This window comes from Aeromonas sp. R2-1 (assembly GCF_040908425.1).
Classification (GTDB): Bacteria; Pseudomonadota; Gammaproteobacteria; order Enterobacterales; family Aeromonadaceae; genus Aeromonas; species Aeromonas caviae.
This window is the reverse complement of record NZ_JBFODR010000042.1, coordinates 183,692-205,811: the sequence shown is the minus strand read 5'-3', so window position 1 is coordinate 205,811 and position 22,120 is coordinate 183,692. Positions and strand designations below refer to the sequence as shown.

The 22,120-nt window shown below is 64.5% G+C and carries 23 protein-coding genes; 14 read left to right on the top strand and 9 right to left on the bottom strand.

Features of this window, described 5'->3' with window-relative positions; genetic code table 11:
- Nucleotides 1-52 precede the first annotated feature (52 nt).
- Nucleotides 53-694: a TetR/AcrR family transcriptional regulator gene (locus tag AB5Y80_RS16215; RefSeq protein ID WP_239053113.1), complete on the top strand. Its 642-nt coding sequence runs from the start codon at nucleotides 53-55 to the stop codon at nucleotides 692-694.
- Between the two features lie 10 nt (nucleotides 695-704).
- Here the strand turns inward: AB5Y80_RS16215 and AB5Y80_RS16210 are convergent, their stop codons facing one another.
- Together AB5Y80_RS16210 and AB5Y80_RS16205 are read right to left on the bottom strand one after the other, a co-directional pair.
- Nucleotides 705-1,925: a winged helix-turn-helix domain-containing protein gene (locus tag AB5Y80_RS16210; RefSeq protein ID WP_201894345.1), complete on the bottom strand. Its 1,221-nt coding sequence runs from the start codon at nucleotides 1,923-1,925 to the stop codon at nucleotides 705-707.
- A gap of 74 nt (nucleotides 1,926-1,999) precedes the next feature.
- Nucleotides 2,000-2,641, bottom strand: coding sequence for a class I SAM-dependent methyltransferase (locus AB5Y80_RS16205; protein WP_368173191.1), 642 nt, complete (start codon nucleotides 2,639-2,641; stop codon nucleotides 2,000-2,002).
- A 187-nt stretch (nucleotides 2,642-2,828) separates the two neighbouring features.
- Here AB5Y80_RS16205 and AB5Y80_RS16200 point away from each other — a divergent pair, with 187 nt between their 5' ends.
- From AB5Y80_RS16200 to AB5Y80_RS16170, 7 genes are all read left to right on the top strand, one after another.
- A complete protein-coding gene (locus AB5Y80_RS16200; protein WP_041215639.1) occupies nucleotides 2,829-3,494 on the top strand; it encodes a thermostable hemolysin in 666 nt (221 codons plus the stop codon).
- A complete protein-coding gene (locus tag AB5Y80_RS16195; protein WP_368173190.1) occupies nucleotides 3,491-4,972 on the top strand; it encodes an AMP-binding protein in 1,482 nt (493 codons plus the stop codon). Before AB5Y80_RS16200 ends, AB5Y80_RS16195 begins: the two co-directional genes overlap by 4 nt.
- Nucleotides 4,969-5,625 (top strand): TenA family transcriptional regulator, encoded by a 657-nt coding sequence (locus tag AB5Y80_RS16190; RefSeq protein ID WP_039039563.1) that lies wholly within the window; start codon nucleotides 4,969-4,971, stop codon nucleotides 5,623-5,625. Before AB5Y80_RS16195 ends, AB5Y80_RS16190 begins: the two co-directional genes overlap by 4 nt.
- Complete coding sequence (locus tag AB5Y80_RS16185; protein ID WP_368173189.1) at nucleotides 5,622-6,470, top strand: SDR family oxidoreductase; 849 nt, start codon at nucleotides 5,622-5,624, stop codon at nucleotides 6,468-6,470. The genes AB5Y80_RS16190 and AB5Y80_RS16185 overlap by 4 nt, the downstream gene beginning before the upstream one ends.
- Before the next feature lies 1 nt (nucleotide 6,471).
- Entirely contained in the window at nucleotides 6,472-7,119 is a 648-nt protein-coding gene (locus AB5Y80_RS16180) for a tetratricopeptide repeat protein (protein ID WP_113068846.1), read from the top strand.
- Nucleotides 7,120-7,200: 81 nt separating this feature from the next.
- Entirely contained in the window at nucleotides 7,201-7,893 is a 693-nt protein-coding gene (locus AB5Y80_RS16175; protein WP_041215642.1) for a response regulator, read from the top strand.
- Nucleotides 7,890-9,329, top strand: a complete 1,440-nt coding sequence (locus AB5Y80_RS16170; protein ID WP_104455468.1) for an ATP-binding protein — start codon at nucleotides 7,890-7,892, stop codon at nucleotides 9,327-9,329. Before AB5Y80_RS16175 ends, AB5Y80_RS16170 begins: the two co-directional genes overlap by 4 nt.
- A 67-nt stretch (nucleotides 9,330-9,396) precedes the next feature.
- Here the strand turns inward: AB5Y80_RS16170 and AB5Y80_RS16165 are convergent, their stop codons facing one another.
- Nucleotides 9,397-9,876: an ATP-dependent zinc protease gene (locus AB5Y80_RS16165; protein ID WP_041201491.1), complete on the bottom strand. Its 480-nt coding sequence runs from the start codon at nucleotides 9,874-9,876 to the stop codon at nucleotides 9,397-9,399.
- Between the two features lie 391 nt (nucleotides 9,877-10,267).
- Between AB5Y80_RS16165 and AB5Y80_RS16160 the strand changes: the two genes are divergently transcribed.
- The 3 genes from AB5Y80_RS16160 to efp all read left to right on the top strand — a co-directional run bounded on the left by AB5Y80_RS16160 (nucleotide 10,268) and on the right by efp (nucleotide 13,212).
- Complete coding sequence (locus AB5Y80_RS16160) at nucleotides 10,268-11,311, top strand: GMP reductase (protein WP_323913718.1); 1,044 nt, start codon at nucleotides 10,268-10,270, stop codon at nucleotides 11,309-11,311.
- Nucleotides 11,312-11,403: 92 nt separating this feature from the next.
- The gene (gene earP / locus AB5Y80_RS16155) at nucleotides 11,404-12,600 is read left to right on the top strand and encodes an elongation factor P maturation arginine rhamnosyltransferase EarP (protein ID WP_368173188.1); all 1,197 of its coding nucleotides are present in this window, start codon (nucleotides 11,404-11,406) and stop codon (nucleotides 12,598-12,600) included.
- Nucleotides 12,601-12,645: 45 nt separating this feature from the next.
- Nucleotides 12,646-13,212 carry an elongation factor P gene (efp, locus tag AB5Y80_RS16150; RefSeq protein ID WP_010673788.1) on the top strand — a complete coding sequence of 189 codons (567 nt, stop codon included), beginning with the start codon at nucleotides 12,646-12,648 and terminating at the stop codon, nucleotides 13,210-13,212.
- 94 nt (nucleotides 13,213-13,306) lie between these two features.
- Here the strand turns inward: efp and AB5Y80_RS16145 are convergent, their stop codons facing one another.
- From AB5Y80_RS16145 to AB5Y80_RS16130, 4 genes are read right to left on the bottom strand one after another with little or no spacing between them, the layout of a single operon-like run.
- A complete protein-coding gene (locus AB5Y80_RS16145) occupies nucleotides 13,307-13,978 on the bottom strand; it encodes a methionine ABC transporter permease (RefSeq protein WP_010673787.1) in 672 nt (223 codons plus the stop codon).
- The gene (locus AB5Y80_RS16140; protein WP_368173187.1) at nucleotides 13,963-14,757 is read right to left on the bottom strand and encodes a methionine ABC transporter ATP-binding protein; all 795 of its coding nucleotides are present in this window, start codon (nucleotides 14,755-14,757) and stop codon (nucleotides 13,963-13,965) included. Before AB5Y80_RS16140 ends, AB5Y80_RS16145 begins: the two co-directional genes overlap by 16 nt.
- Nucleotides 14,754-15,566: a MetQ/NlpA family ABC transporter substrate-binding protein gene (locus AB5Y80_RS16135; protein ID WP_368173186.1), complete on the bottom strand. Its 813-nt coding sequence runs from the start codon at nucleotides 15,564-15,566 to the stop codon at nucleotides 14,754-14,756. Before AB5Y80_RS16135 ends, AB5Y80_RS16140 begins: the two co-directional genes overlap by 4 nt.
- Before the next feature lie 21 nt (nucleotides 15,567-15,587).
- On the bottom strand, nucleotides 15,588-16,628 hold the full coding sequence (locus AB5Y80_RS16130; protein ID WP_042880267.1) for an isopenicillin N synthase family oxygenase: 1,041 nt from the start codon (nucleotides 16,626-16,628) through the stop codon (nucleotides 15,588-15,590).
- 308 nt (nucleotides 16,629-16,936) lie between these two features.
- Here AB5Y80_RS16130 and AB5Y80_RS16125 point away from each other — a divergent pair, with 308 nt between their 5' ends.
- Complete coding sequence (locus tag AB5Y80_RS16125) at nucleotides 16,937-17,707, top strand: DUF3530 family protein (protein WP_134996598.1); 771 nt, start codon at nucleotides 16,937-16,939, stop codon at nucleotides 17,705-17,707.
- Nucleotides 17,708-17,828: 121 nt separating this feature from the next.
- Nucleotides 17,829-18,785 carry a D-2-hydroxyacid dehydrogenase gene (locus AB5Y80_RS16120; protein WP_039041095.1) on the top strand — a complete coding sequence of 319 codons (957 nt, stop codon included), beginning with the start codon at nucleotides 17,829-17,831 and terminating at the stop codon, nucleotides 18,783-18,785.
- A gap of 87 nt (nucleotides 18,786-18,872) precedes the next feature.
- On the opposite strand, the gene AB5Y80_RS16115 is transcribed toward AB5Y80_RS16120, so the two are convergent.
- Nucleotides 18,873-19,346, bottom strand: a complete 474-nt coding sequence (locus AB5Y80_RS16115) for a YMGG-like glycine zipper-containing protein (protein ID WP_039041096.1) — start codon at nucleotides 19,344-19,346, stop codon at nucleotides 18,873-18,875.
- Nucleotides 19,347-19,587: 241 nt separating this feature from the next.
- Nucleotides 19,588-21,132 (bottom strand): diguanylate cyclase, encoded by a 1,545-nt coding sequence (locus tag AB5Y80_RS16110; protein ID WP_368173185.1) that lies wholly within the window; start codon nucleotides 21,130-21,132, stop codon nucleotides 19,588-19,590.
- 290 nt (nucleotides 21,133-21,422) lie between these two features.
- On the opposite strand from AB5Y80_RS16110, the gene AB5Y80_RS16105 reads away from it, so the two are divergent.
- The gene (locus AB5Y80_RS16105; protein ID WP_010673779.1) at nucleotides 21,423-22,025 is read left to right on the top strand and encodes a nitroreductase family protein; all 603 of its coding nucleotides are present in this window, start codon (nucleotides 21,423-21,425) and stop codon (nucleotides 22,023-22,025) included.
- Nucleotides 22,026-22,120: the final 95 nt, after the last annotated feature.

The following is a 22,120-nucleotide window of genomic DNA, read 5'->3' as shown; positions in this document are numbered from 1 at the left end:
AAATTACGCTATGCCTGTATGCTTAGTCTGTCAATGCTTTCCAGGAGCCCATATGTCGCACCAGAACGATGAAGAAACACGCTCACGAGGCCGTCCGGTCACCCCGGAAGCCGACCTTCGCGCCGCCCTCGCCGAGGCGACGCTGACTTTGTTGCTCAAGGGAGGCTACGGCGCTGCGACCGTGGATGCGGTGGCCAAAGAGGCGGGAGTTGCCAAGAAGACCCTCTACCGCTTCGCCGCCAATCGCGACGAGCTGGTGGCGCAGGCGGTGCGCAGCTGGACCGATGCCTTCCAGCCGGCCTTCGAGCAGGATGCCGCTCATCCAGGCGCCCTAGGGGAGATGCTGGAGCTGGGCTTGCAGGCCATAGCGGGACAGGTGCTGAGCGCACCGGCGGTGGGCATGTTCCGGCTGCTGCAGCATGAGTTCGCGGGGCGGGATGCCCTGCTGGCGGCCTATCAGGAGAACGGTATTGCCCGCGGCAGGGCGACGCTGGCGGCGTGGCTACAGCGCCAGCAGCAACTGGGCTGGCTTCGGGAGCTGGACACCGCCCAGACCAGCGATCTGTTGCTGGCGATGACCATGGCGGAGCCGCTGCGCCAGATGGCGCTCGGCTTGCTGGCGCCGGGCAGCGACATTCGCGAGCGCATCACCGCGGCCGTTGCGCTGGTGCTGCCCGGCTTGATGCGAGGGTAGGCGTCCTTCCTCAGCGTGCCACCTCCTGCCATTGAGCCAGCAAGGGCGCAGGGATGGCGCCGTAGCGCAGGGTCGGGGTCTGGTGCCACTGCGCCAGCTTCTGGATGGCCTTGCCCAGATCCTGGGCCAGGGTCCGGGTCACCCTGACCCCGTCTTCCAGATAGAGGCTCTTGACCTCAAACACCCCCTCCTTGCGATGGGCCTTGGCGTCCATCCTGCCCACCAGCTTGCCGCGATGCAGCAACGGCAGCACGAAATAACCGTACTGGCGCTTGGGGGCCGGGGTATAGCACTCGATGCGATAGTCAAAACCAAACAACTCGCTGGCCCGCTTGCGATCCCACACCAGCGGGTCAAAGGGCGAGAGCACGGCGGTGTGGCTCGCCTTGAGGGAGCCCGCCTGGGCCCGGACCAGTTCATCGGCCAGGGAGGCGTGAACGAAGGCTCCGTGCTGCCACCCCTCCACTCGTACCGGCAACAGCTCCCCCTCGTCCGCCAGCTGGTGGAGCAGGGCGTCGTATTTCCCCCGTTTAAGGCGATAGTAATCCGCCACCCAGCCGGTCTTGACCAGCCCCAGCGCCCGGCAACTGGCTCGCACCATGTCCCGCCGGGCGAGATCAGGACTCGGCAGATCCCGCTCGTCATTCCACTCCGGCATGACCCGCTCGGCGAGATCGTAGACCCGCTGGAAATTGCGCCGTTCGCGCACCATCAGCTGGCCTGCGGTAAACAGCACCTCCAGGTGGCGCTTTTCGGGCTTCCAGTCCCACCAGCCGTTGCCCTTGTCCCCCTTGCGCTCGAAGTCTGCCGCCCGCACCGGGCCATCCTGGCGTATGCGCTCCACTATCTGCGCTATCTCGCCGCCGTGGGTCTTGAGCCACTGGGCGGAGAACTTCCAGCCCATGGCTGCGGGATCCAGCATGCGATGGCGCAGCAGCCGGTAATCTTCCCGGGGGACGAAACAGGCCTCGTGGGCCCAGTATTCGAAGAGGTCACCATCGGCCAGCAGTTGTTCCAGCCAGCGCGGATCGTAATGGCCGAGACGGCTGAACAGCACCAGATAGGGGCTGCGGGCCACCACGGAGATGGTGTCTATCTGCAGCAACGCCATGCGGCGAATGCAGGCGAGCAGGTCGGCGGGGGTTGCTCTGGCGCGGCGCGGGGTCAGCAGCCCCTGGGCCGCCAGTTGCAGGTGGCGGGCGTCTTGCAATGAGAGGTGGGGGATCGACATGGAGATAGGGGCATCCGTTCCTGGGTATCAGGCCACCAGCATGCCCAACTCATGGCCAAATGAAAACGCCCGGCTCAGGGTTTGGTGAACACCGCCACATCGGCATGAGGAAACTCGACCTCTGCCTGCCAGCGGACCGCCAGGGCACGGAACGAGGCCTCGGCGAAGAAGACGATGTGGGTGGGATCGTGGCGATAGCGCCAGGTCTTGAAGCGCTCGTCCCCCAGCACCCGCTGGGTCTGCAACACCAGCACCCCGCCGGGCTTGAGGCAGCCCCAGAGCGTGTCCAGCACGGCGCGGGGGGTGGCGATGTGCTCTATCACCTCGGTGCTGGTGATGAAGTCATATTGCCTTGTCAGGCACTCTGGGTCGTCGGCATAGAACTTGTCGTAGCCCGCCATCTCGAAGCCCGCCTCCCGCCCCATGGCGATGAGGGCAGGCCCGGGGCCGCAGCCAAAATCGAGGCCGCTGGCAGGAGGCGACACCCGGGCCAGCACCTCGCCAAAGGCACGCATCAGAAAGGCCCGGTAGCGGGGATCGTCCACCCGGTTGTCGTGCCCGTCATAGACCGCCTTCTCAGCCCCCTCGTCCAAGTGGTCCGCCTCGTCCATCCAGACCAGCTCGCACGCCAGGCAGCGGTAATAGCCCTTGCCCGCCACCGGCAGGACATGGTGCCGAGGGGAGAGACACAGGGGACAGTGAACAGGGGATGACATGGCAACTCCTCGGGTGGCGACAGCGGGGCAGATTGCCTGCCACGCCCGCTGCTGGCAACTGTTTTGTCTGGTGCCCCCATCGACCCCCGTTCACCCCCCGCCAGTTTTTTTCGTCTTTTTTTGCGCCTTAAGGGTTTCTTAAGTTTGCCCTTTTACTCTCATCCCATCGCAAGAGAAGGAGCCAACCATGACCATCGAGATCCAAGCCCCCTACCGGTTGATCCTGGCCGAATCCCCGCAGCAGGTCATGGCGCTGCAAACCTATATCCAGGCCGCCTACACCCTCGAGTTCAACGCCCGCATTCCCCATTTTCTGCCCTGCCTGCTCGGGCTATACCGGGCAGATGGCGTGCTGGTCGGTGCCTGCGGCCTCAATCAGGCCTGCCATGGCGAGCACGAGCAACCTCTCTATCTGGAGCAATATCTGGAGCAGCCTGTCGAGGCCGCCATCGAGACTCGTCTTGGGGTACGTCCGGCCCGCCACCGCATCATCGAAGTGGGCAATCTTGCCTGCAGCGAACCGGGTCACGCCCGCCTGATGTTTGCCGCGCTGTGCCGTCTGCTGTGTGACAACGCCCTGGACTACGTGGTGTTCACCGGCACCGCCAAGCTGCGCAACAGCTTTACCCGCCTGCGTCTCAACCCGGTGGAGCTGGCACTCGCAGAGGCCCATCAGGTGGGAGAGGATGCCAGCGCCTGGGGCGAATACTACCGCTGCCAGCCCAAGGTGATGGCAGGCGACATCAACCAGGGGCGCGAGGTGCTCGCACAGAGCAGCCTGCTGCTCAACCTGCTGGGGCCCATGCCCCGCCTTTTTAACCATGCCGACATCGACAGGAGGTGCGCGCAATGACGCTGTTCGACACCATCGCCCACCATGCCAGCCAGACCCCGCACCAGCCTGCGCTGCTAGGCAGCCAGGGTGAGCTGGATTACCAGAGCCTGTGGCAGCAGATCCAGCAACTGGCTGGCGTGCTGCAAGGGGCCGGCATCCGCCGCCTGGCCCTGCAACTCGACAACGGCCTGCCCTGGGCGCTGATCGATCTCGCCTGCACCTGGGCCGGCATCGTGGTCATCCCGGTTCCCCACTTCTTCAGTCCGGCGCAGCAGACGTGGCTGCTGGAAAGCAGCGGAGCAGACGCCCTGGTCGGCCCGGAGCACCAGGGGTGGCAAGCCGCCTCACCCCTCGTGCTCATGGCAGGCAGGCCCGATGAGCAGGCCGTGCCCCTGTGGCGCCGCATCCCGGCCCGCCTCCCCGAGTTGCCTGCAGGCACCGCCAAGATCACCTATACCTCGGGCACCACGGGGCAACCCAAGGGCGTCTGCCTGTCGCTGGAACAGATGACGGCGGTCTGCGGATCCCTTGCCCTGCGGGTGGCCCCTGCCCGGGTTGAGAAACACCTGACCCTGCTGCCCCTCACCACCTTGCTGGAGAACCTGACCGGCTTGTATGTACCGCTGCTGACCGGCGCCTGCAGCCGCATCCCCTCCCTGGGGGAACTCGGCTTCTCGGGCTCCAGCAAGCTGGATCCTGCGGCCCTGGCCCAGGCACTGCTGCGCTGGCCCAGCCACAGCCTGGTGCTGGTCCCCGAGTTGCTGCGCCTGCTGCTGGCCCTGTGCCTCAATACCCCTGCCCTGGCAACACAGCTCGGCACCCTGCGCTTCGTCGCCGTGGGCGGCGGCAAGGTCGCCCCCGAACTCATCGCTCACGCCCGTGCGGCGGGGCTGCCGGTCTTCGAGGGATACGGTCTCTCCGAATGCGGCTCCGTGGTCGCCCTGAACGGCCCCCACGGGGATCGTCCCGGCAGCGTCGGCCTGCCTCTGCCCCACTGCCAGGTGACGATCGCCGCAGACGGTGAAGTCATGGTCAGCGGCAGCGCCATGCTGGGCTACCTGGGGGAAGAGGGCGAGACGGGCAGCCAGATCGCCACAGGGGATCTGGGTCGGATCGACGAGGAGGGCTACTTGCATATCACGGGGCGCAAGAAGAACGTGCAGATCACCGCCTTTGGTCGCAACTTCTCCCCGGAGTGGGTGGAAGCCCAGGCCCAGCTCTGCCCGGCCATCGCCCGCATCGTCATCTTCGGTGACGGTCAGCCCGCCAACGTGGCCCTTATCCAGCCGCTGCCGGGCAGCCAGTCCCAATTGCCAGAGCAGATTGCCCGGCTCAACCAGCAGTTGCCCGATTACGCCCGCATCCATCACTGGTTGCCGGTCGCCCTGGATCAGCTCCCTGGCCTGCTGACGGCCAACGGGCGCCCCCGTCGCAACGAGATTTATCACCATTTTTCCCGGCAGATCAGCCAATGCCTCACAGGAGAGACCTCATGAGCTTCTACCAGACCCTGCAACAAGCCACCGCCTGCGAACGCGAACGCCTGTTCAACGCCCCCATCATCGAGGCCTGCCGCCGCGGCGACATCAGCCGTGACACCTACCTCGCCTTCCTGGCACAGGCCTACTACCACGTGCGCCACACGGTGCCGCTCCTGATGGCCACCGGCGGCAAGCTGGGGCAGGAGTACGAATGGGTGCGTGGCGCCATCAGGGAGTACATCGACGAGGAGTACGGCCATCAGGAGTGGATCCTGAACGACATCCGTGCCTGCGGCGGTGATGCCGAGGCGGTGCGCCACGGCCAGCCGGGCCTGCCCATCGAGCTGATGGTGGCCTTCCTCTACGATCAGATCCAGCGCGGCAACCCCATGGGCTTCTTCGGCATGGTGCAGGTGCTGGAAGGCACCAGCGTCGCCATCGCCCTGACCGTCGCCGACCAGCTCAAGAGCGGTCTGGGTCTACCACCTCAAGCCATGAGCTACCTGAGCTCCCACGGGGCCCTGGACCAGGAGCACCTCAAATTCTTCGAATCCCTGATGAACCGGGTGGAAGATGCCGCCGATCAGGCCGCCATCATTCACGCCGCCAAGGTGGTCTACCGCCTCTATGGCGACATGCTCTATCAGCTCACGGGATCCTGCCAATGAAGCTTGAAGGCAAACGCATACTGCTGACTGGCGCCAGTGGCGGCATTGGTGAAGCCCTGGCCCATGAACTGGCGGCCCAGGGTGCCCATCTGCTGCTGCACGGTCGTCGGGCCAGCGCCCTGGAGCGCCTGCGCCGGGAGCTGCCTCATCCGGATCGCCACCAGACGGTGACGGCCGATCTCGGCTCTCCCCATGAGCGGGCGCAGCTGCTGCAACATCCGGCCCTGGACGAGGGGCTGGACGTGCTCATCAACAGTGCGGGTTGCAACCAGTTCGCCTGGCTGGAAGATCAGAGCAGCGAGCAGGTGACACGCCAGTTGCTGCTCAACGTCGAGGCGCCCATCCAGCTCACCCGGGCCCTGCTGCCCCGGCTGCGCAAGCCCGCCATCGTCATGAACATCGGCTCCAGCCTCGGGGCCATCGGTTTTGCCGGCTACAGCGTCTATTGCGCCAGCAAGTTCGCCATGCGCGGCTTCAGCGAGTCCCTGGGGCGGGAGCTGGAGGGAACCGGCATCAAGGTGCTGCACTTTGCCCCCCGCGCCACCCGCACCCACCTCAATTCCGAGGCGGCCTATGCCATGAATGCCGAGCTCGGCACCCGGACCGACAGCCCACAGGACGTGGCCGAGGAGGCCGTCATCGCCCTGTGCAACGAGACACGCCGCCGCTGGCTCGGCTGGCCGGAAAAGCTCTTTGTGCGGCTCAACGGCCTGCTGCCCGCCTTGGTGGACATGGCCCTGGCCAAGCAGCGCCCGATCATCGAGCGCCACGCCCGCCGCACCGCCTCCCCAGCCCCCGATCACAGGAGCGATCCCGCCTGTGCGACAAACGAGAAGGAACATTGAGATGAAGCACACCACTTTCCGTCCCCGATTTGGTCACGGCCCCCTGTTGCTCGCCCTGGGAGGCCTGCTGGCAAGCGGTCTGGCCCAGGCCGCCGATGCCCTGCCCACCATTCAGCAGGAGTGGGCCCACTGCCAGTACCAGCAGACCGGAAAAGCCAAGGAGAGCTGCCTGGAGAGCCTGAGTGCCAAGGCCGATGAGGCGAGTGCCAAGGAGGCATTTCGCACCGATCTGCTGATCTGGTCCGCCATCGTCAAGAGCACCTGGGCGGGGGCCAAGGGCGGCCTCGGCGCCCTTGGCCTGGTGAAGGAGGCCAAGGCCAAGCTCGAGATCGCCATCAAGCAGGATCCCAAGGCGCTGGAAGGCTCGGCCTACACCAGCCTGGGATCCCTCTACTACCAGGTACCCGGCTGGCCGGTGGGCTTTGGAGACGACGAGAAGGCAGAGAAGCTGCTCAAGCAGGCGCTGGCCATCAATCCCACCGGCATCGACCCCAACTTCTTCTACGGCGACTTCCTGCTGGATCAGGGTGACAAGGCACAGGCGAAGGTCTATCTGGACAAGGCCCTGGCCGCCCCGGCCCGCCCTGGTCGCGAGGTGGCGGACGAGGGCCGCAGAATGGAAATTCGCGAGCGTCTCGCCAAGCTGTAAACACAAGCAGCACAGTGCGCTATTTCAACTCTGCCCACCAGCTTGCATACTGGTGGGCAGTGTCGTTTGAGGGAGAGAACAATGCGGATCCTGTTGGTGGAAGATGATGTGATGCTGGGAGACGGCATGGTGGATGCCCTGCGCAGCAGCGGCTACACGGTGGACTGGCTCCAGCAGGGGATGCCGGCCCTCTCGGCGCTCAAGAGCGAGGAGTTTGCCGCCCTTGTTCTGGATCTCAACCTGCCGGACATCGACGGCATCAGCCTGCTGCGCAAGTTGCGCCGGGAGGGGCAGACCCTGCCCGTGCTCATCCTGACCGCCCGTGATGCCCTGGACGACCGGGTACTGGGGCTGGATGCAGGCTCCGACGACTACATGGTCAAACCCTTCGCCCTGCAGGAGCTCAACGCCCGGCTGCGCGCCCTGGTGCGGCGCAGCAAGGGGCAGGCCCAGGCGGTGCTGGAGTACGGGGAGCTGCAGCTCTTCCCCGCGTCACAACAGGTCACCTATCGGGGCGAGCCGGTCAAGCTCACCCCCCACGAGTACAAGCTGTTGCAGGAGCTCATCACCCAGAGCGGCCGGGTATTGAGCCGGGATCAACTGCAACAGAGCCTCTACGGCTGGGACGAGGGGGCAGAGAGCAACGCGGTGGAGGTGCACATTCACCACCTGCGCAAGAAATTCTTCCCCGAGCTCATCCGCAACATTCGCGGCGTCGGTTACATCGTGCCCCAGCTCGACGTCCAGGGCGCAAGAGGAGCCTCCGCCCCATGAGCCGTGTCCGTTCCATCCGCCGTTTCCTGCTCTCCGGCATCCTGGCCCTGGTCAGCCTCAGCCTCGCCATCAGCGGCCTTATCGGCTACCTGCAGGCCAACCACGAGATGGAAGAGCTGTTTGATGCCCGTCTCGCCCAGTCCGCCCGCATCACCAACCAGTTGCTCAGCCGCTATCTCAAGCAGAGCGGCGAGCTGCCGCGCAACGGCACCGTGTACCAGGAGTGGGTGCAGGCCGTCCCCGAGACGCCCCACATCGAGAAGGGCGGCTTCTTCCAGTTCGGCCAGGACAACGAGTTCACCCCCTATGGCCATGAATTCGAGCACAACCTCTACTTCCAGTTGCTGAGCGAGCAGGGCGCCGTGCTGCTGCGCTCGCCCAATGCCCCGGCCCAACCGTTGACCACCCTGGAGCGGGGCTTCAACAGCGAGACCAAGGATCACCACGAGTGGCGTACCTTTACCCTCTACAACGAAGGTGAACAGACCTGGCTCATCGTGGCGGAGCGGGATGACGAACGCAGCGAGCTGGCCAGCAAGATGGCCACCCTCACCATGCTGCCCCTCTTCATCACCCTGCCCTTCCTGCTCGGTCTGCTGTGGTGGCTGATCACCCGGGGGCTGTCACCGCTGCACCAGCTGGCGCAAGCCATCGGCGAGCGTCATCCCGCCAACCTGAGCCCCCTCAATCTTGCCATCAAGGCCGAGGAGCTGACGCCGCTGGTGGGGGAGATCAACCGGCTGATGCACGCCCTCGCTGACACCCTGGATCGGGAGAAACAGTTCACCAACGAGGCCGCCCACGAGCTGCGCACCCCCCTCGCGGTGCTGCGCATCCACAGCGAGAACGCCATGACGGCCGAGGATGATCAGAGCCGGGAGCAGGCCCTGCGCAAGATGCTCTTGGCCCTCGATCGCAGCGACCGGCTGATCCGCCAGTTGCTGACCCAGGCCCGCATCGACAACCAGCAGAGCCCGGCCCTCACCGCCCTCCCCCTGTTCCCCCTGTTGCAGGGCACCCTGGCGACCCTGGCCCCCATCGCCCTGAAAAAGGATCAGCAGCTGTCCCTGGAGGGCGCCGAACAGGTGCAGGTAATGGGACAGGCGATGTTGCTGGAGCTGATGTTCGGCAACCTCATCGACAATGCGCTGCGCTACACCCAGGTGGGCGGCGAGGTCGCCGTGGTGGTGAGCCAGGTGGGCAACCGGATCCGGGTGGATGTGCGGGACAACGGCCCCGGCATCCCCACCGCCGCCCTCTCCCGGTTGTGCGAGCGCTTCTTCCGGGTCAATCCCCAGCAGGGGGATGGCGTGGGCCTTGGCATGGCCATCGTCTCGCGCATCGCCCAGCTTCACGGAGCGGATCTCGACATCCACAACCGGCCCGAAGGGGGGCTCGAAGTGAGCGTGCTGCTGCCCACCTCGCGCCAGGCATGAGGGGTCAGCCTTTGCGCACGCCATGAAAAACGGGGGCCAGGCCCCCGTTTTTCATGGCACCACCACCCTAGTCGCAGGTGGGCTGTACCGTGAAGGTCCGGCTCGAATCCACCGGTCCCAGCTCCGCCAGCAGACGGCGCCCCAGCAGCACCGGGTAGATCATCTTGCTGCGATCCCGCAGGGTGAACCACTCCTTGTAGACCTGGTCCCCGACGCAGACGGACATGGTCACCGTCGGGCGCTGCTCCATGCCGCCCGCCCCGCGTACCGTCACGCTGCGCTCCACCGGTCGCTCCACGCTCCGGCGCACCACCTTGTCGGTATTGGCATCGGTCAGCACCAGGTTGAAGCGCACCCAGGGCTTGCCATCCTTCTTGAAATGCTTCAGGTCGCGGGCATCCAGCGACGAAGTGAGGGCACCGGTATCAAGCTTCATCTTGACCGCCACCCCGTAGGGCATCAGCACCCCCTTCTCGATCCAGCCATAGCTGGTCTGGGCCGCCATCGCGCTGCCGCACAGCGCCCACATCATGGCCGCCGCCACCATTCTCTTGCCCATCTTGCTCTCTCGCCTTGTCAGTCTTGCGCCCAGATGTATCACAGCCAACTGCCGGGTCAACCGGATTCTGGCGTGCAGGGGAGCGGGCTCTGGACGCGGTGCCAACAGGCGACAATCCATGCCGGGCACGGCGCGTGAGTGGGGAATGCTGCAGGAAAACGAGGGGAGAACAGGGTGCTGGATGACGCTGGAGGCCATCCTCAGGTTGTGACGCCAAAGGCTACCACAGCGGTGCGTGAATTATCAGTCTTGTTCTGACGGGATTTTTGCCTACACTGCTGTAAACCGGAGGGCCTGAAAACCACCGGTTTTTTTGCGCCTGCCGAAAAGTTGCCACTGCAAAGTGACCTCTCACACAAGGCTCAATAAGGAATTCGCAATGCGTATCGAAGAAGACTTGAAGCTCGGTTTCAAGGATGTCCTGTTTCGCCCCAAGCGCTCTACTCTCAAGAGCCGTTCCCAAGTCAGCCTGACCCGCCAGTTCACCTTCAAGCACACCCAGACCCAATGGCAGGGCGTGCCCGTCATCGCCGCCAACATGGATACCGTCGGCAGCTTCGCCATGGCGCGTACCCTGGCCAGCTTCGAGATGATGACGGCGGTGCACAAGCACTACAGCCTTGCGCAGTGGCAAACCTTCGTCAATGAGACCGACCCGGCCCTGCTGGGCCATGTGATGGTCTCCACCGGCACCTCGGAGGAGGACTTCACCAAAACCCGCCAGATCCTCGCGATGTCCAGCGCCCTGCGCTTCATCTGCGTGGACGTGGCCAACGGCTACTCCCAGCACTTCGTCGAGTTTCTGCGCAAGATCCGCGAGTCCTGCCCGAACCACGTCATCCTGGCGGGCAACGTGGTCACCGGCGAGATGGTGGAGGAGCTGATCCTCTCCGGCGCCGACATCGTCAAGGTGGGCATAGGCCCGGGCTCGGTCTGCACCACCCGGGTCAAGACCGGGGTCGGCTACCCGCAGCTCTCCGCCATCATCGAGTGTGCCGATGCGGCCCACGGCCTGGGTGGCCAGATCGTCGGTGACGGCGGCTGCACCTGCCCGGGGGATGTGGCCAAGGCCTTCGGCGGCGGCGCCGACTTCGTGATGCTGGGGGGCATGCTGGCCGCTCACGAAGAGTGCGGCGGTGAAATCGTCGAGGTCGATGGCGAGCCCTTCATGAAGTTCTACGGCATGAGCTCGGCCAGCGCCATGGACAAGCACGCCGGCGGCGTCGCCGAGTATCGCGCCTCCGAAGGCAAAACCGTGCTGCTGCCCTACCGTGGCCCGGTGGAGAACACGGTGCGCGACATCCTGGGCGGGGTGCGATCCACCTGCACCTATGTGGGGGCCAGCCAGTTGAAAGAGCTCACCAAACGCACCACCTTCATCCGGGTGCGCGAGCAGGAGAACAACGTCTACGGCAAGGAGTAAGTCCCTCCTTCGGCCCCGAGCCGACCGTTAGAAGCCAGCCAACCGGTGTGCTACCCTGCGCACCGGTTTTTTTGCATCTGGGATCCCGCGCCATGACAAGCCCTCTCCCCCCGTTCGACTGGGACATCTTCTGCTGCGTCGTCGACAACTTCGGTGACATCGGCGTCACCTGGCGACTCGCCCGCCAGCTCAAACAGGAAGGCGCGCTCCCGGCGCAGAAGAGTGAGGTGCAGGTGCGGCTCTGGGTGGACGATCTGGCTAGCTTCGCCCGCATCTGCCCGGCGCTCGACCCCGCACAGGACGGTCAGTGGGTCGATGGCATCTATGTCCAGCACTGGCACGAGCGCCTCCCCGCCGACATGACCCCGGCCAGGGTGGTCATCGAGGCGTTTGCCTGCGAGCTGCCCGCCCCCTTTATCGAACGCATGGCCGAGCAGACCACGCCCCCCTGCTGGATAAACCTGGAGTACCTCTCAGCCGAGAGCTGGGTCGAGGATTGCCATGGCCTCGCCTCGCCCCAGCAGGTCGGCAGCCGGCGCCTCGACAAGTACTTCTTCTTCCCGGGTTTCACCGCCAGAACCGGCGGCTTGCTGTGCGAGCACGGCCTCATCGTCGAGCGCGAGCGCTGGCAGCAGGATGAAGCGGGACTGGCCGCCTACTGGGCCAGCCTCGGCCTGCCACCCCAACGAGAAGACGAGCTGCGGGTCAGCCTCTTCACCTACGAGAGCGAGGCGCTCAGGAGCCTGGTCGAGGGCTGGCGCCAGAGCGTCCCCCCCGTCACCCTGCTGCTGCCGCTGGGGCGCTCCCTCGACGACGTGCTCATCGGCGCAGGGCTGGCAGAGGCCATTCCCGGTGCACGGGCCGGAGATCTGCTCCAGGCGGGCAACCTCACCATCAAGCTGCTGCCGATGACCGATCAGAGGGGCTACGATCGCCTGCTGTGGAGCTGCGATCTCAACCTGGTGCGCGGGGAGGACTCCTTCGTGCGGGCCCAGTGGGCGGGGCGCCCCTTCCTCTGGCACATCTACCAGCAGGAAGAGGATGCCCACATGGTCAAGCTGGACGGTTTTCTCGACCACTACCTCTCCCCCTTGCCAGCGCCGGCCGGTCAGTGGCTGCGCCGCTTCAACCATGCCCTCAACCGGGGGGAACACACCGGTGAACTCTGGGCACAATGGCCGCAATACGCGGCCATATGGCAGCAACATGGGCGCACCTGGCCACAGAGGCTGCTGGCGGACGGGGATCTCGTCACGAGGTTGGTGAAATTTTTAGAAAGCCGTATATAATCTGGCAGTTTTTATCCGTCCGTTTCACGAACAGGAATTTTTTACATGAAAACCGCACAGGAAATCCGCGCTGGTAACGTAGTCATGATCGGCACCGAGCCGATGGTGGTCCAGAAGGCTGAATTCAACAAATCCGGCCGTAACTCCGCCGTGGTCAAGATGAAGCTGAAGGGTCTGCTGAACGGCAGCGCCACCGAGACCGTCTTCAAGGCCGACGACAAGCTGGAAGTCGTTCAGCTGGAGCGTAAAGAGTGCACCTACTCCTACTACTCCGACCCGCTGTATGTCTTCATGGACACCGAGTACAACCAGTACGACGTCGAGAAAGACAACCTGGGTGATGCCCTGAACTACCTGGTAGACGGCATGGAAGACCTCTGCGAAGTGACTTTCTACAACGAGAAAGCCATCTCCGTAGAACTGCCGACCACCATCGTGCGTGAAGTCGAGTACACCGAGCCGGCCGCCCGTGGCGACACCTCCGGTAAAGTGACCAAGCCTGCCCGCCTGAAGGGCACCTCCTACGAGCTGGCCGTTGCCGCCTTCGTGGAGATCGGTGACAAGATCGAAATCGACACCCGTACCGGTGAATTCAAGCGTCGCGTCAACTAAGTTGACCCCTTGATGTGATTGCAAAAAAAGCGAGCCAAGGCTCGCTTTTTTATTGGCTGGCACCTCACGGCCGACCTGATGAGAAGCCGTGCCCCTAGCGGCGATGGGCCAGTGCCCGCACCAGCCTGTCCCCCACCCCCTGTACCAGTTGCACCAGCAGCAGCAACATGACCACTGTCCCTGCCATCACCTTGTCGTCAAAGCGCTGGTAGCCGTAGCGGATCGCCAGATCCCCGAGCCCGCCACCACCGACCACCCCCGCCATGGAAGAGAAGCCAATGAGCATCACCACCGTCAGGGTGAGTCCGGCCAGCAGCGCCGGCAAGGCCTCGGGCAGCAGCGCCTTGACGACCACGTGCCAGCCGCTGCCCCCCATGGCGAGCACGGCTTCGACGCGCCCCTTGTCCACCTCATCGAGGGCGCTCTCCACCACCCGGGCAAAGAAGGGGAAGGCCCCCAGGGTGATGGGGACGATGGCGGCGGTGCTGCCCAGTGAGGTGCCGACCACCAGCCGGGTCAGGGGGATCAGGGCGATCAGAAGCACCACGAAGGGGAGCGACCGCCCGATGTTGATACCGATCCCCAGCACCATGTTGAGACGGGGCAAGGGCAGCACGCCCCCGGGACGGGTCACCACCAGCAGCACCCCGGTCGGCAGCCCCAGCAACAGGGTGAACACGGCCGCCACTCCCACCATGTAGAGCGTTTCGAGCGACCCCTGATACATCAGTTCGAGCAAGGCATCGACACTCAGGCGACTCTGCATAAACGCACCTCCTCTGTGACTCCGTGACGCGCCATGAAACGCCGCAGGATCTCGGGATCCGGCAACAGGGCCTGCCGCACACGGGAGTCGGGGTTGGCCAGCAGGGTGCCCAGAGCGCCGCTTTCCACCAGCTGACCCCGTTCAAGCAATGCCGCGTGATCGCAGATGGCCCTGACCACCTCCAGATCGTGGGTGATGAGCACTATGGTGATCCCGAGGCGGCGGTTGATGTCGGCAAGCAGCGCCAGCACCGACTCCGTGGTCTCCGGATCCAGGGCACTGGTCGCCTCGTCACAGAGCAAGTGGCGCGGATTGGCGGCCAGGGCGCGGGCGATGCCCACTCGTTGCTTCTGCCCCCCCGACAACTGGGAGGGAAAGGCGCGACGGTGCTCGCCAAGCCCCACCAGTTCCAACAGCTCGCTGACCCGGGCAGCCCGCTCCCGGCGCGCCACACCGGCGATTTCCAGCGGGACCGCCACATTCTCCTCCACGCTGCGGGCGTGCAGCAGATTGAAGTGCTGGAAAATCATGCCGGTCCCCTGACGGTGGCGGCGCAAGGCCGCTCCCTCCAGGGCCGTGATGTCGCGGCCATCGAACAGGATGCGGCCCCGGCTTGGCCGCTCCAGCAGATTGAGGCAACGAATGAGCGTGCTCTTGCCCGCGCCGCTGCGCCCGAGAATGCCGTAGATGGCCCCATCCGGAATCTCGAGCGACACTCCCTCCAGAGCGGGTTGCCCGTGCCCCGGGTACTGCTTGCCGAGCCCCTCCAGCACTATCATGACTGCCGCCCGGCCACCGGGATCACCGACCCCTTGTAGCTCTTGCGAATGAAGTCGGCGATCGCCCTGGACTCCAGATCCCGCGCCAACTGGCGGATCCGCGGATCATCCTTGAGCGCCGGGGTGGTCACCAGGATGTTGGCGTAGGGATTGTTCTGGGCGCTCTCCAGCCCCAGGGCATCGCGAGCAGGCTCCAGCCCCGCCTCCAGGGCATAGTTGCCATTGATCACCGCCAGATCCACGTCGTCGAGGGAGCGCGGCAGCTGCGGTGCCTCGATCTCCAGGATCCTGAGCGCCTTGGGGTTGGTGGCGATGTCGTGCACCGTCGCCAGATCCCGCGCCGGATCTTCATGGCCGGCCTTGAGGGTGATGAGCCCCTCGTGCTGCAACAGATAGAGGGCCCGGCTCAGGTTGGTGACATTGTTGGGCAGGGCGATCACCGCCTTTTTCGGTACCTCCCTCAGGTGCTTGAACTTCTTCGAATAGATGCCAAGAGGCTCCACGTGTACGGTCGCGGCCACCACCAGCTCGGTGCCGAGCGCCTTCTCCTGATCCCGCAGGTAAGGGACGTGCTGGAAGTAGTTGGCATCCACATCACCCGCCACCAGCAGGGCATTGGCATTGATGCCGCCACTGAGCTCGATCACCTGCAGATCCAGCGAAGGGTCCTGGCGTTTCACCTCGCCGAGGATATCCGCATGGGGCAGTGGATCCGCGGCAACCCGCAGCGCCTGGGCTGCCTGGGCGGAGAGAGAGAGTCCGAGGGCCAATACCAGGCCGCTCAGGGAAAACAGTCCGTGCTTGTTCATCTTGTGCTCCTTGCCATGCAATCAATGGGTGGTTTCGCCGACCGCCAGCGCCCGGGGCGTCGGCAACAGATCGGCATGGTGGCGCAATGCCACGTCAGGGTGGGAACGCAGCCGCCCCTTGAGGTAGTTCCAGCCCACCTCCCGCAGCAGCGGATTGTGCGGGTCGGTGGCAGGCCCTCTGGCTTCACGGGCCAGTGCCTCGGGCAGCGGATAGACGGGCACCACGGCGTCGAGCTGGGCCCCCAGGAAGAAGGCGATGGAGAGACGCTCCTGCCCCGGCGCCGACGGCACCACCCGGTGCACGGTCGCCCGCAGGTAGCCGTTGCTGGCGAGCTCCAGCAGCTCACCGATGTTGACCACGAAGGTGCCGGGGAGCGGGAGCGCATCGATCCAGTGATCCGGCGCCACCTCCACCTGCAGGCCGGGCTGGTCATCCTGCAGCAGGAAGCTCAGGAAGCCCGAATCCTTGTGGGGACCGACCCCCTGGGTGGCGCCCCGCTCACCGGGATAGCGGATCAGCTTGATATGTTCGTTGGGACGCTCTCCGTGCAGGGCATCGAAGGCATCTGGCGACAGTGCGAGCGCCTCGGCAAAAGCCCCGAGCAGGGTACGGGACATCCGGGTCATCTGCCCACGCCAGCGCGTCAGCACGGGTTGCAGTGTCGGCAGCGCCTCCGGCCACTGATTCGGCCCCTGCAACCGCCACCAGGGCGGGTCGCCCGCCGCGCGCGGCAAGGCTGGGCGATCGGCACCGATATCAAACTGCTCTCGCCAGTCGGGTTGACCCCGGGTCAGCTCCGCCCCCGGTCGGTTGTAGCCACGAAAATGGGGAGAGTGGATCATGGCGACCTGCTGCTTGGCCGCCAGAGGCAGCGCAAAGAAGGCCCGCGACAGCTGCTGCACCTCCTGTTGCAGCTCGGGATCGATGCCGTGGCCGGTCAGGTAGAAAAATCCCGTCTCTCTCGCGGCATCGCGCAACGATGCCAGAAAATCGGCCCGAGCGTCGGGCGAGGCATCCAGCTGCCTCAGGTCGAGGATGGGCAAGTGAACCAAGGTGCTCATGGCGATAACGCTCCCTGTCGATGGAAAGTGAGGGTGAACCTCTCGTTCTGACGAGACAGGGGGAGAATTCTCCGCCTGCGGCCAGTGGCGACATGCCCCGGCCCCCTGTCTGTCTGCCCTTACTGAACCATGTATGGGTCACGGGATGGAACAATCAAAACCGGGAATGCTTTGCCATTTGGAACAATCCCGGGCCCGTGTCCGGCCCGCCGGTCAGACCCTCTTCGCCACCGCCGATGCCGATGTGCCCCCTTGCCCTAAAGAAACCCCCGGCGAGGCCGCTATGAGGGAGTGCTGGAGGATCCCCCATGACATTTCGCCCCTATCTGCTGCTGACCCTGCTTGCTTTTGCCGCCCACGGCGCCGGGCAGGCACCGTCAGGCGCCGCCCCGGATCCAGCCCCCCTGGTTCCCCCCGACTACTGGCAGGAGAGCGACTGGCAGGGGATACCCGACAGCACCAGAGTGGACAAGCAACAGGTACTGTTTGCCAAGCACGACAGCGACAACTACGTGGGTCTGGTCATCCTGCTGCCCGACTGGCAGCGCAGCGGCCAGCTGTGGCAACTGACCCGGGAGCTGGGGCGCCTCGGTTTCGATACCCTGCTGCTGCTCCCCTCGCCGCAGCAGACCGAGCTCGACCCCGCCGCCGAGAAGAAACAGCAGGTCATCGACGATTTTCGCAAGCAGTTTGCCTCCCGCATCAGCAAGCTGGGGGATGCCAAGCTGCAGGAGGGGGGCTTCAAGCTGCTGCTGGCCCAGGGTACCAGCGCCGCCTGGGCCGCCAACCTCATCGCCAGCGAACAGTTGCCCGCCCCCGATGCCCTGGTGCTGCTCGACGGCTTCTTCCCCAACCAGCTGAGCAACCAGACCCTCGCCAAGCAGATAGCCCAGGGCAGCATCCCTACCCTGGATCTCTATCAGGAGGAGGGAGGACGCTGGCCCCTGCTGGCGGCCGAAGCCCGCAGAAGCGAGAGCCGCCGCAGCCACAAGCTCAACTACCGCCCCTATGCCCTGATGGATCTGGAGGAGACGCCGGGGCGCATCCAGGGCTGGCTGACGCACCTGGGCTGGATCTGAGTCCCTCCGAGGCACAGCCCCCCGCCTTTTGCCTTCCCCATCGGACTTGGCCCGATGCCACCGCGCTGGTCAGCCGCCCTCCATGTTTGGCATCATGTCCGAACCAATGGCAGGAGGCTTCATGCAGCAAATCGTGTTTCTCGACAGCGACACCCTGGACACCGGCATCAATCTGCGCCGCCCCGATTTTCCCCATCACTGGCAAAGCTACCCGACCACGGCGCCGGATCAGGTGGTGGAGCGGCTCAAGTGCGCCAGCATCGCCATCATCAACAAGGTGCGCATCGGGGCCGATGAACTGGCCCAACTGCCCGAACTGCGCCTGATCGCCCTGGCCGCCACCGGCAGCGACAACCTGGATCTGGAGGCGTGCCGCGCCGCCAATGTCGCCGTGTGCAATATCCGCAACTACTCGGGCCCTTCCGTCCCCGAGCACGCCATGGCCCTGATGCTCGCCCTGTCGCGCAACCTGTTCGCCTGGCGCCAGTCCCTGCTGGAGGGGCGCTGGCAACAAAGCGGCCAGTTCTGCTTCTTCGACCACCCCATCACGGATCTGCATGGCAAGCGCCTCGGGATCATCGGCAAGGGCACCCTGGGACAGGCGCTGGGACAGCGGGCCAGCGCCATCGGGATGGAGGTTTACTATGCCCAGAGCCAAGTCGGCTCCCCGGGGGATGACGACAGGCTGCCCCTGGATGCCCTGCTGCAAAGTTCGGATGTGATCAGCCTGCACTGCCCGCTCACCCCCTACACCCGCCATCTCATCGGGGAGCGGGAGCTGGCCCTGATGAAACCGGGTGCCCTGCTCATCAACGTGGGCCGTGGCGGCCTGGTGGACGAGCAGGCGCTGCTCGAAGCCCTCGGCAACGGCCGTCTGGGGGGCGCCGGCTTCGATGTGGCGAGCGTCGAGCCGCCGCCTCCGGATCACCCCCTGATGCAGGCCCTGCGTTACCCCAATTTCATCCTGACTCCCCACGTGGCCTGGGCCAGCGAAGAGTCGATGCAGCGCCTCGCGGATCAGCTCATCGACAACATCAACGCCTTCTCCCTTGGCAGGCGCCAGCACCGGCTGGTGTAAGAGGCCGCTCGCCGCCCCTCACGGGCCGACAGCGGGATCAAAAAAAGGGGCCAAAGGCCCCTTTTTGTCGGTCAGCTTGCCGCGGCATCAGTCGTCATGCCATCTGTGCTTGCGGTGCTTTTTGTGTTTCTTGTGGTGCTTGTGATAGCGCCTGTCATCGTAATAGCGATCGCCGCGGCTCTCGTGACCATCCCCGGTCCTGGCTCCGATGGCGGAGCCACCGGCACCACCGATACCGGCGCCGATCAGCTGGCCCGTACTGCCACCGACGCTCTTGCCGATGGCTGCCCCGCCCAGGGCACCGACGGCGCCGCCGAGCGCAGCTTCGTTCTTGTTGCCCCTATTGGCCGTGGCCGCACCACCGGCCGCGCCCCCCAGGGCTGCCCCCACCAGGGCGCCGGTGTCGCCACCCAGCTCCTTGCCGATCATGGTGCCCGCCACCCCGCCGGCTCCGCCGCCGAGAATGGTATTGAGGGTCTCGGATGCCTGCACCTGTCCTGTGCCCAACAGCAACGCCCCCAGCAGCGCCAGTGCGCTCATGCCAAACGGTTTCATTTTCATGGGGTACTCCTGTCAAACCTGATGATTGATTATTTTTCCCTGCACTATACAAAGCCCCCTGACCTGCGCCACTGCCGCAAGGGGTACCTCACGGCCAGCCCTCCCTGTCTCCGGTTCGCGACACGACGCAAGAAAGCAGGCTAACCACCTGAAACCACATCAAAAAAAAAGGTCACACGAGAAATCATCCCCGTCATGACCCTTTTCTAGGCCCAAAGGCCCTTTTTTGCAGCGATCACCGTCAGACAGATACTGTCACAACCTCCCCGTCAACGGGCGACGACGCCGCCAGATGCCAGCAATCCCGCCCCTGGTGCTTGCTCTCGTACAGGCAGGCATCCGCCCGCTCGAGCAGCGTCAGGGCATCATCCGGATAGCGCGCTCCGCCGGCGCTCAGGGTGATGGCGTCGGCGAATTCCCGCCATTTCAGGGCCTTCACCCGACCGAGCAGGTGGGTCAGGCGGCATTCCACCTCCGCCTGCTCCCAGGGCAGCAAGGCCGCAAATTCATCGCCCCCGATGCGGTAGACCCGCTCATCCCCCAGGGTTCTCGCCATGATGGTGGCCACCCGAAACAGCACCGCATCCCCCACACCGTGTCCCCAGCTGTCGTTGACGCGCTTGAAGTTATCCACATCGAACAGCACCAGCCAGTAGGGCCTCCCCGCCTGCTCCAGCCCCGCCCGCTGCTGATCGAAGGCTCGCCGGTTCAGGATGCCGGTGAGAGGGTCGTGGAGCAGGGCATCCTGCCCTTGCAGCAGGCTGTTTCGCACCTGTTCTATCTCCCCAAGGCTGCCGTGCACGAACCAGGTTCGCTGACGCCGCTGGATCTCCTTTCTCGCCTCATCCCGGATGAGGCCGCTGAGCGAGCCCTGCACCAGCGCCTGCTCCTGACGAAAGATCCGCACCAGAAACCACAGGCTGCACAGCCAGATGCAGAGCAATGCCAGGGCGGGCAGCACCACCATCAGCAGGGTGTCTTGCAGGTTTTCATGAAAATGGGAGGGGGGAAGATAGACGTTGAGATCCCACTCCATCCCCTCCAGAGCGTGTTGCAGATGGCGTCCTTCCCAGAACCCGTCCAGCCCAGCCGCCTGCGTCTCCCGCTCGAGACGGGGCGGCAACAGCGACAAATTGTGCCCCACCACCAGCTTGCCCCCCTTGCGCTCGGTGATGTAGAGGGCCACCGTATCCTCACCCACCGCCCGGTGCAACGCCCCCTGCAAGGCGCTGAACGACATGTCCACCATCAGCAGCCCAAGCAGTTGCCCCTCATCATCCTTGACCCGCTTGATGAGGGTCAGTACCTCTCCGGCCGAATCGAACTCCGGGTAGGGACCGAACCAGACGAGATCATCACCCTCGCCGGACAGGGTCTGGTACCAGGGCCGCGCCTGTGCCCGGTAGCCCTCCGGTTGCTGCCAGTCGGGATAGCCGTCGAGCCGATGGGTGCGCGCATTGTAGAAATAGAGGAAGTGGGCGTCGTACTTGAACTGATGGGCAATGGGCCAGATGGGATTGATGGCCGATGCCCCGGCAGCGATGGCCTGCTTGTCCAAGGACGCCTCCAGCACGCCAAGCTGGCGGCGGTTGTCCTGCGCCATGTCCTGGAACAGGGTGGCGTCGAGGGCGGCCAGCATGTGACCGTAACCCGCCACCGTCTTGTCGATGCTGCTCAGGTAGCTGGCTGCCGCCAGCAACAGGGTGGCGATCAGCACCAGCCCTCCCAGGAGAAGCGACAGCGGAGTCAGTATGTAATAGCGTTCCTTGATCAGCGCCGCCGTCATGCCACCCTCTATAAAATGTCATACTGGATGAATTTTATAGATTAAAAATCTGCAAAAGATATTGATTGAAGTCATTAACATCCACTGCTAATGATAAAAAAGATATCAAGGTGTCTCGCGGCCATGTTCACATCCGTCATGTGAATATCCATAAAAAGTAGAAACAGTCATTACTCGTCGTTGACGGTTTATTGCCCGCAAGGTGTTATAGTCGATGACTCGAGAAATCGGAGCCAGATGACCTTTGTCGGCAACGCTGGCGGTGATGATTCATCAACCAAGGAGATGTTATGAGCAGTCCGTTTATCGAACAGATCAAAGCACGTCGTACCATCTATGCCCTGGGCAACCGGGTGACCCACTCCGAGGCCCAGCTGACCGCCCTCATCAAGGATGCCGTCAAGCACAGCCCCTCTTCGTTCAACTCCCAGAGTTCCCGCGCCGTCATCCTGTTTGGCGAGCAGCACCACAAGCTGTGGGACATCGTCAAGGCGGAGCTCAAGAAGATAGTGCCGCCGGAGGCCTATCCCCAGAGTGAAGCCAAGATCAACGGCAGCTTCCGCGCCGGGGCTGGCACCGTGCTCTTCTTCGAAGACACCGCCGTCATCGAGGATCTTCAGCAGAAATTCGCTCTCTATGCCGACAACTTCCCCATCTGGTCCGAACATGCCACCGGGATCGCCCAGTTCGCGGTCTGGACCACCCTGGCCCAGGAGGGCATCGGCGCCTCCCTGCAACACTACAACCCGCTCATCGACGATGCGGTCCGCAAGGAGTGGGACCTGCCCGCCAGCTGGCTGCTCCGTGCCCAGATGCCTTTTGGCAGCATAGAGCAACCTGCCGGCGACAAGACCTTCATCGACGACGACGTGCGTTTCCGGGTCTTCAAGTAAGCCTTCACGCCCCCTCCACCAGGGGGCATTTTCATCTCGCACTCGTTCACCCTTGTCACGTGCCAGCCATACTCTGAGCAAACCCTCTCTTGTCA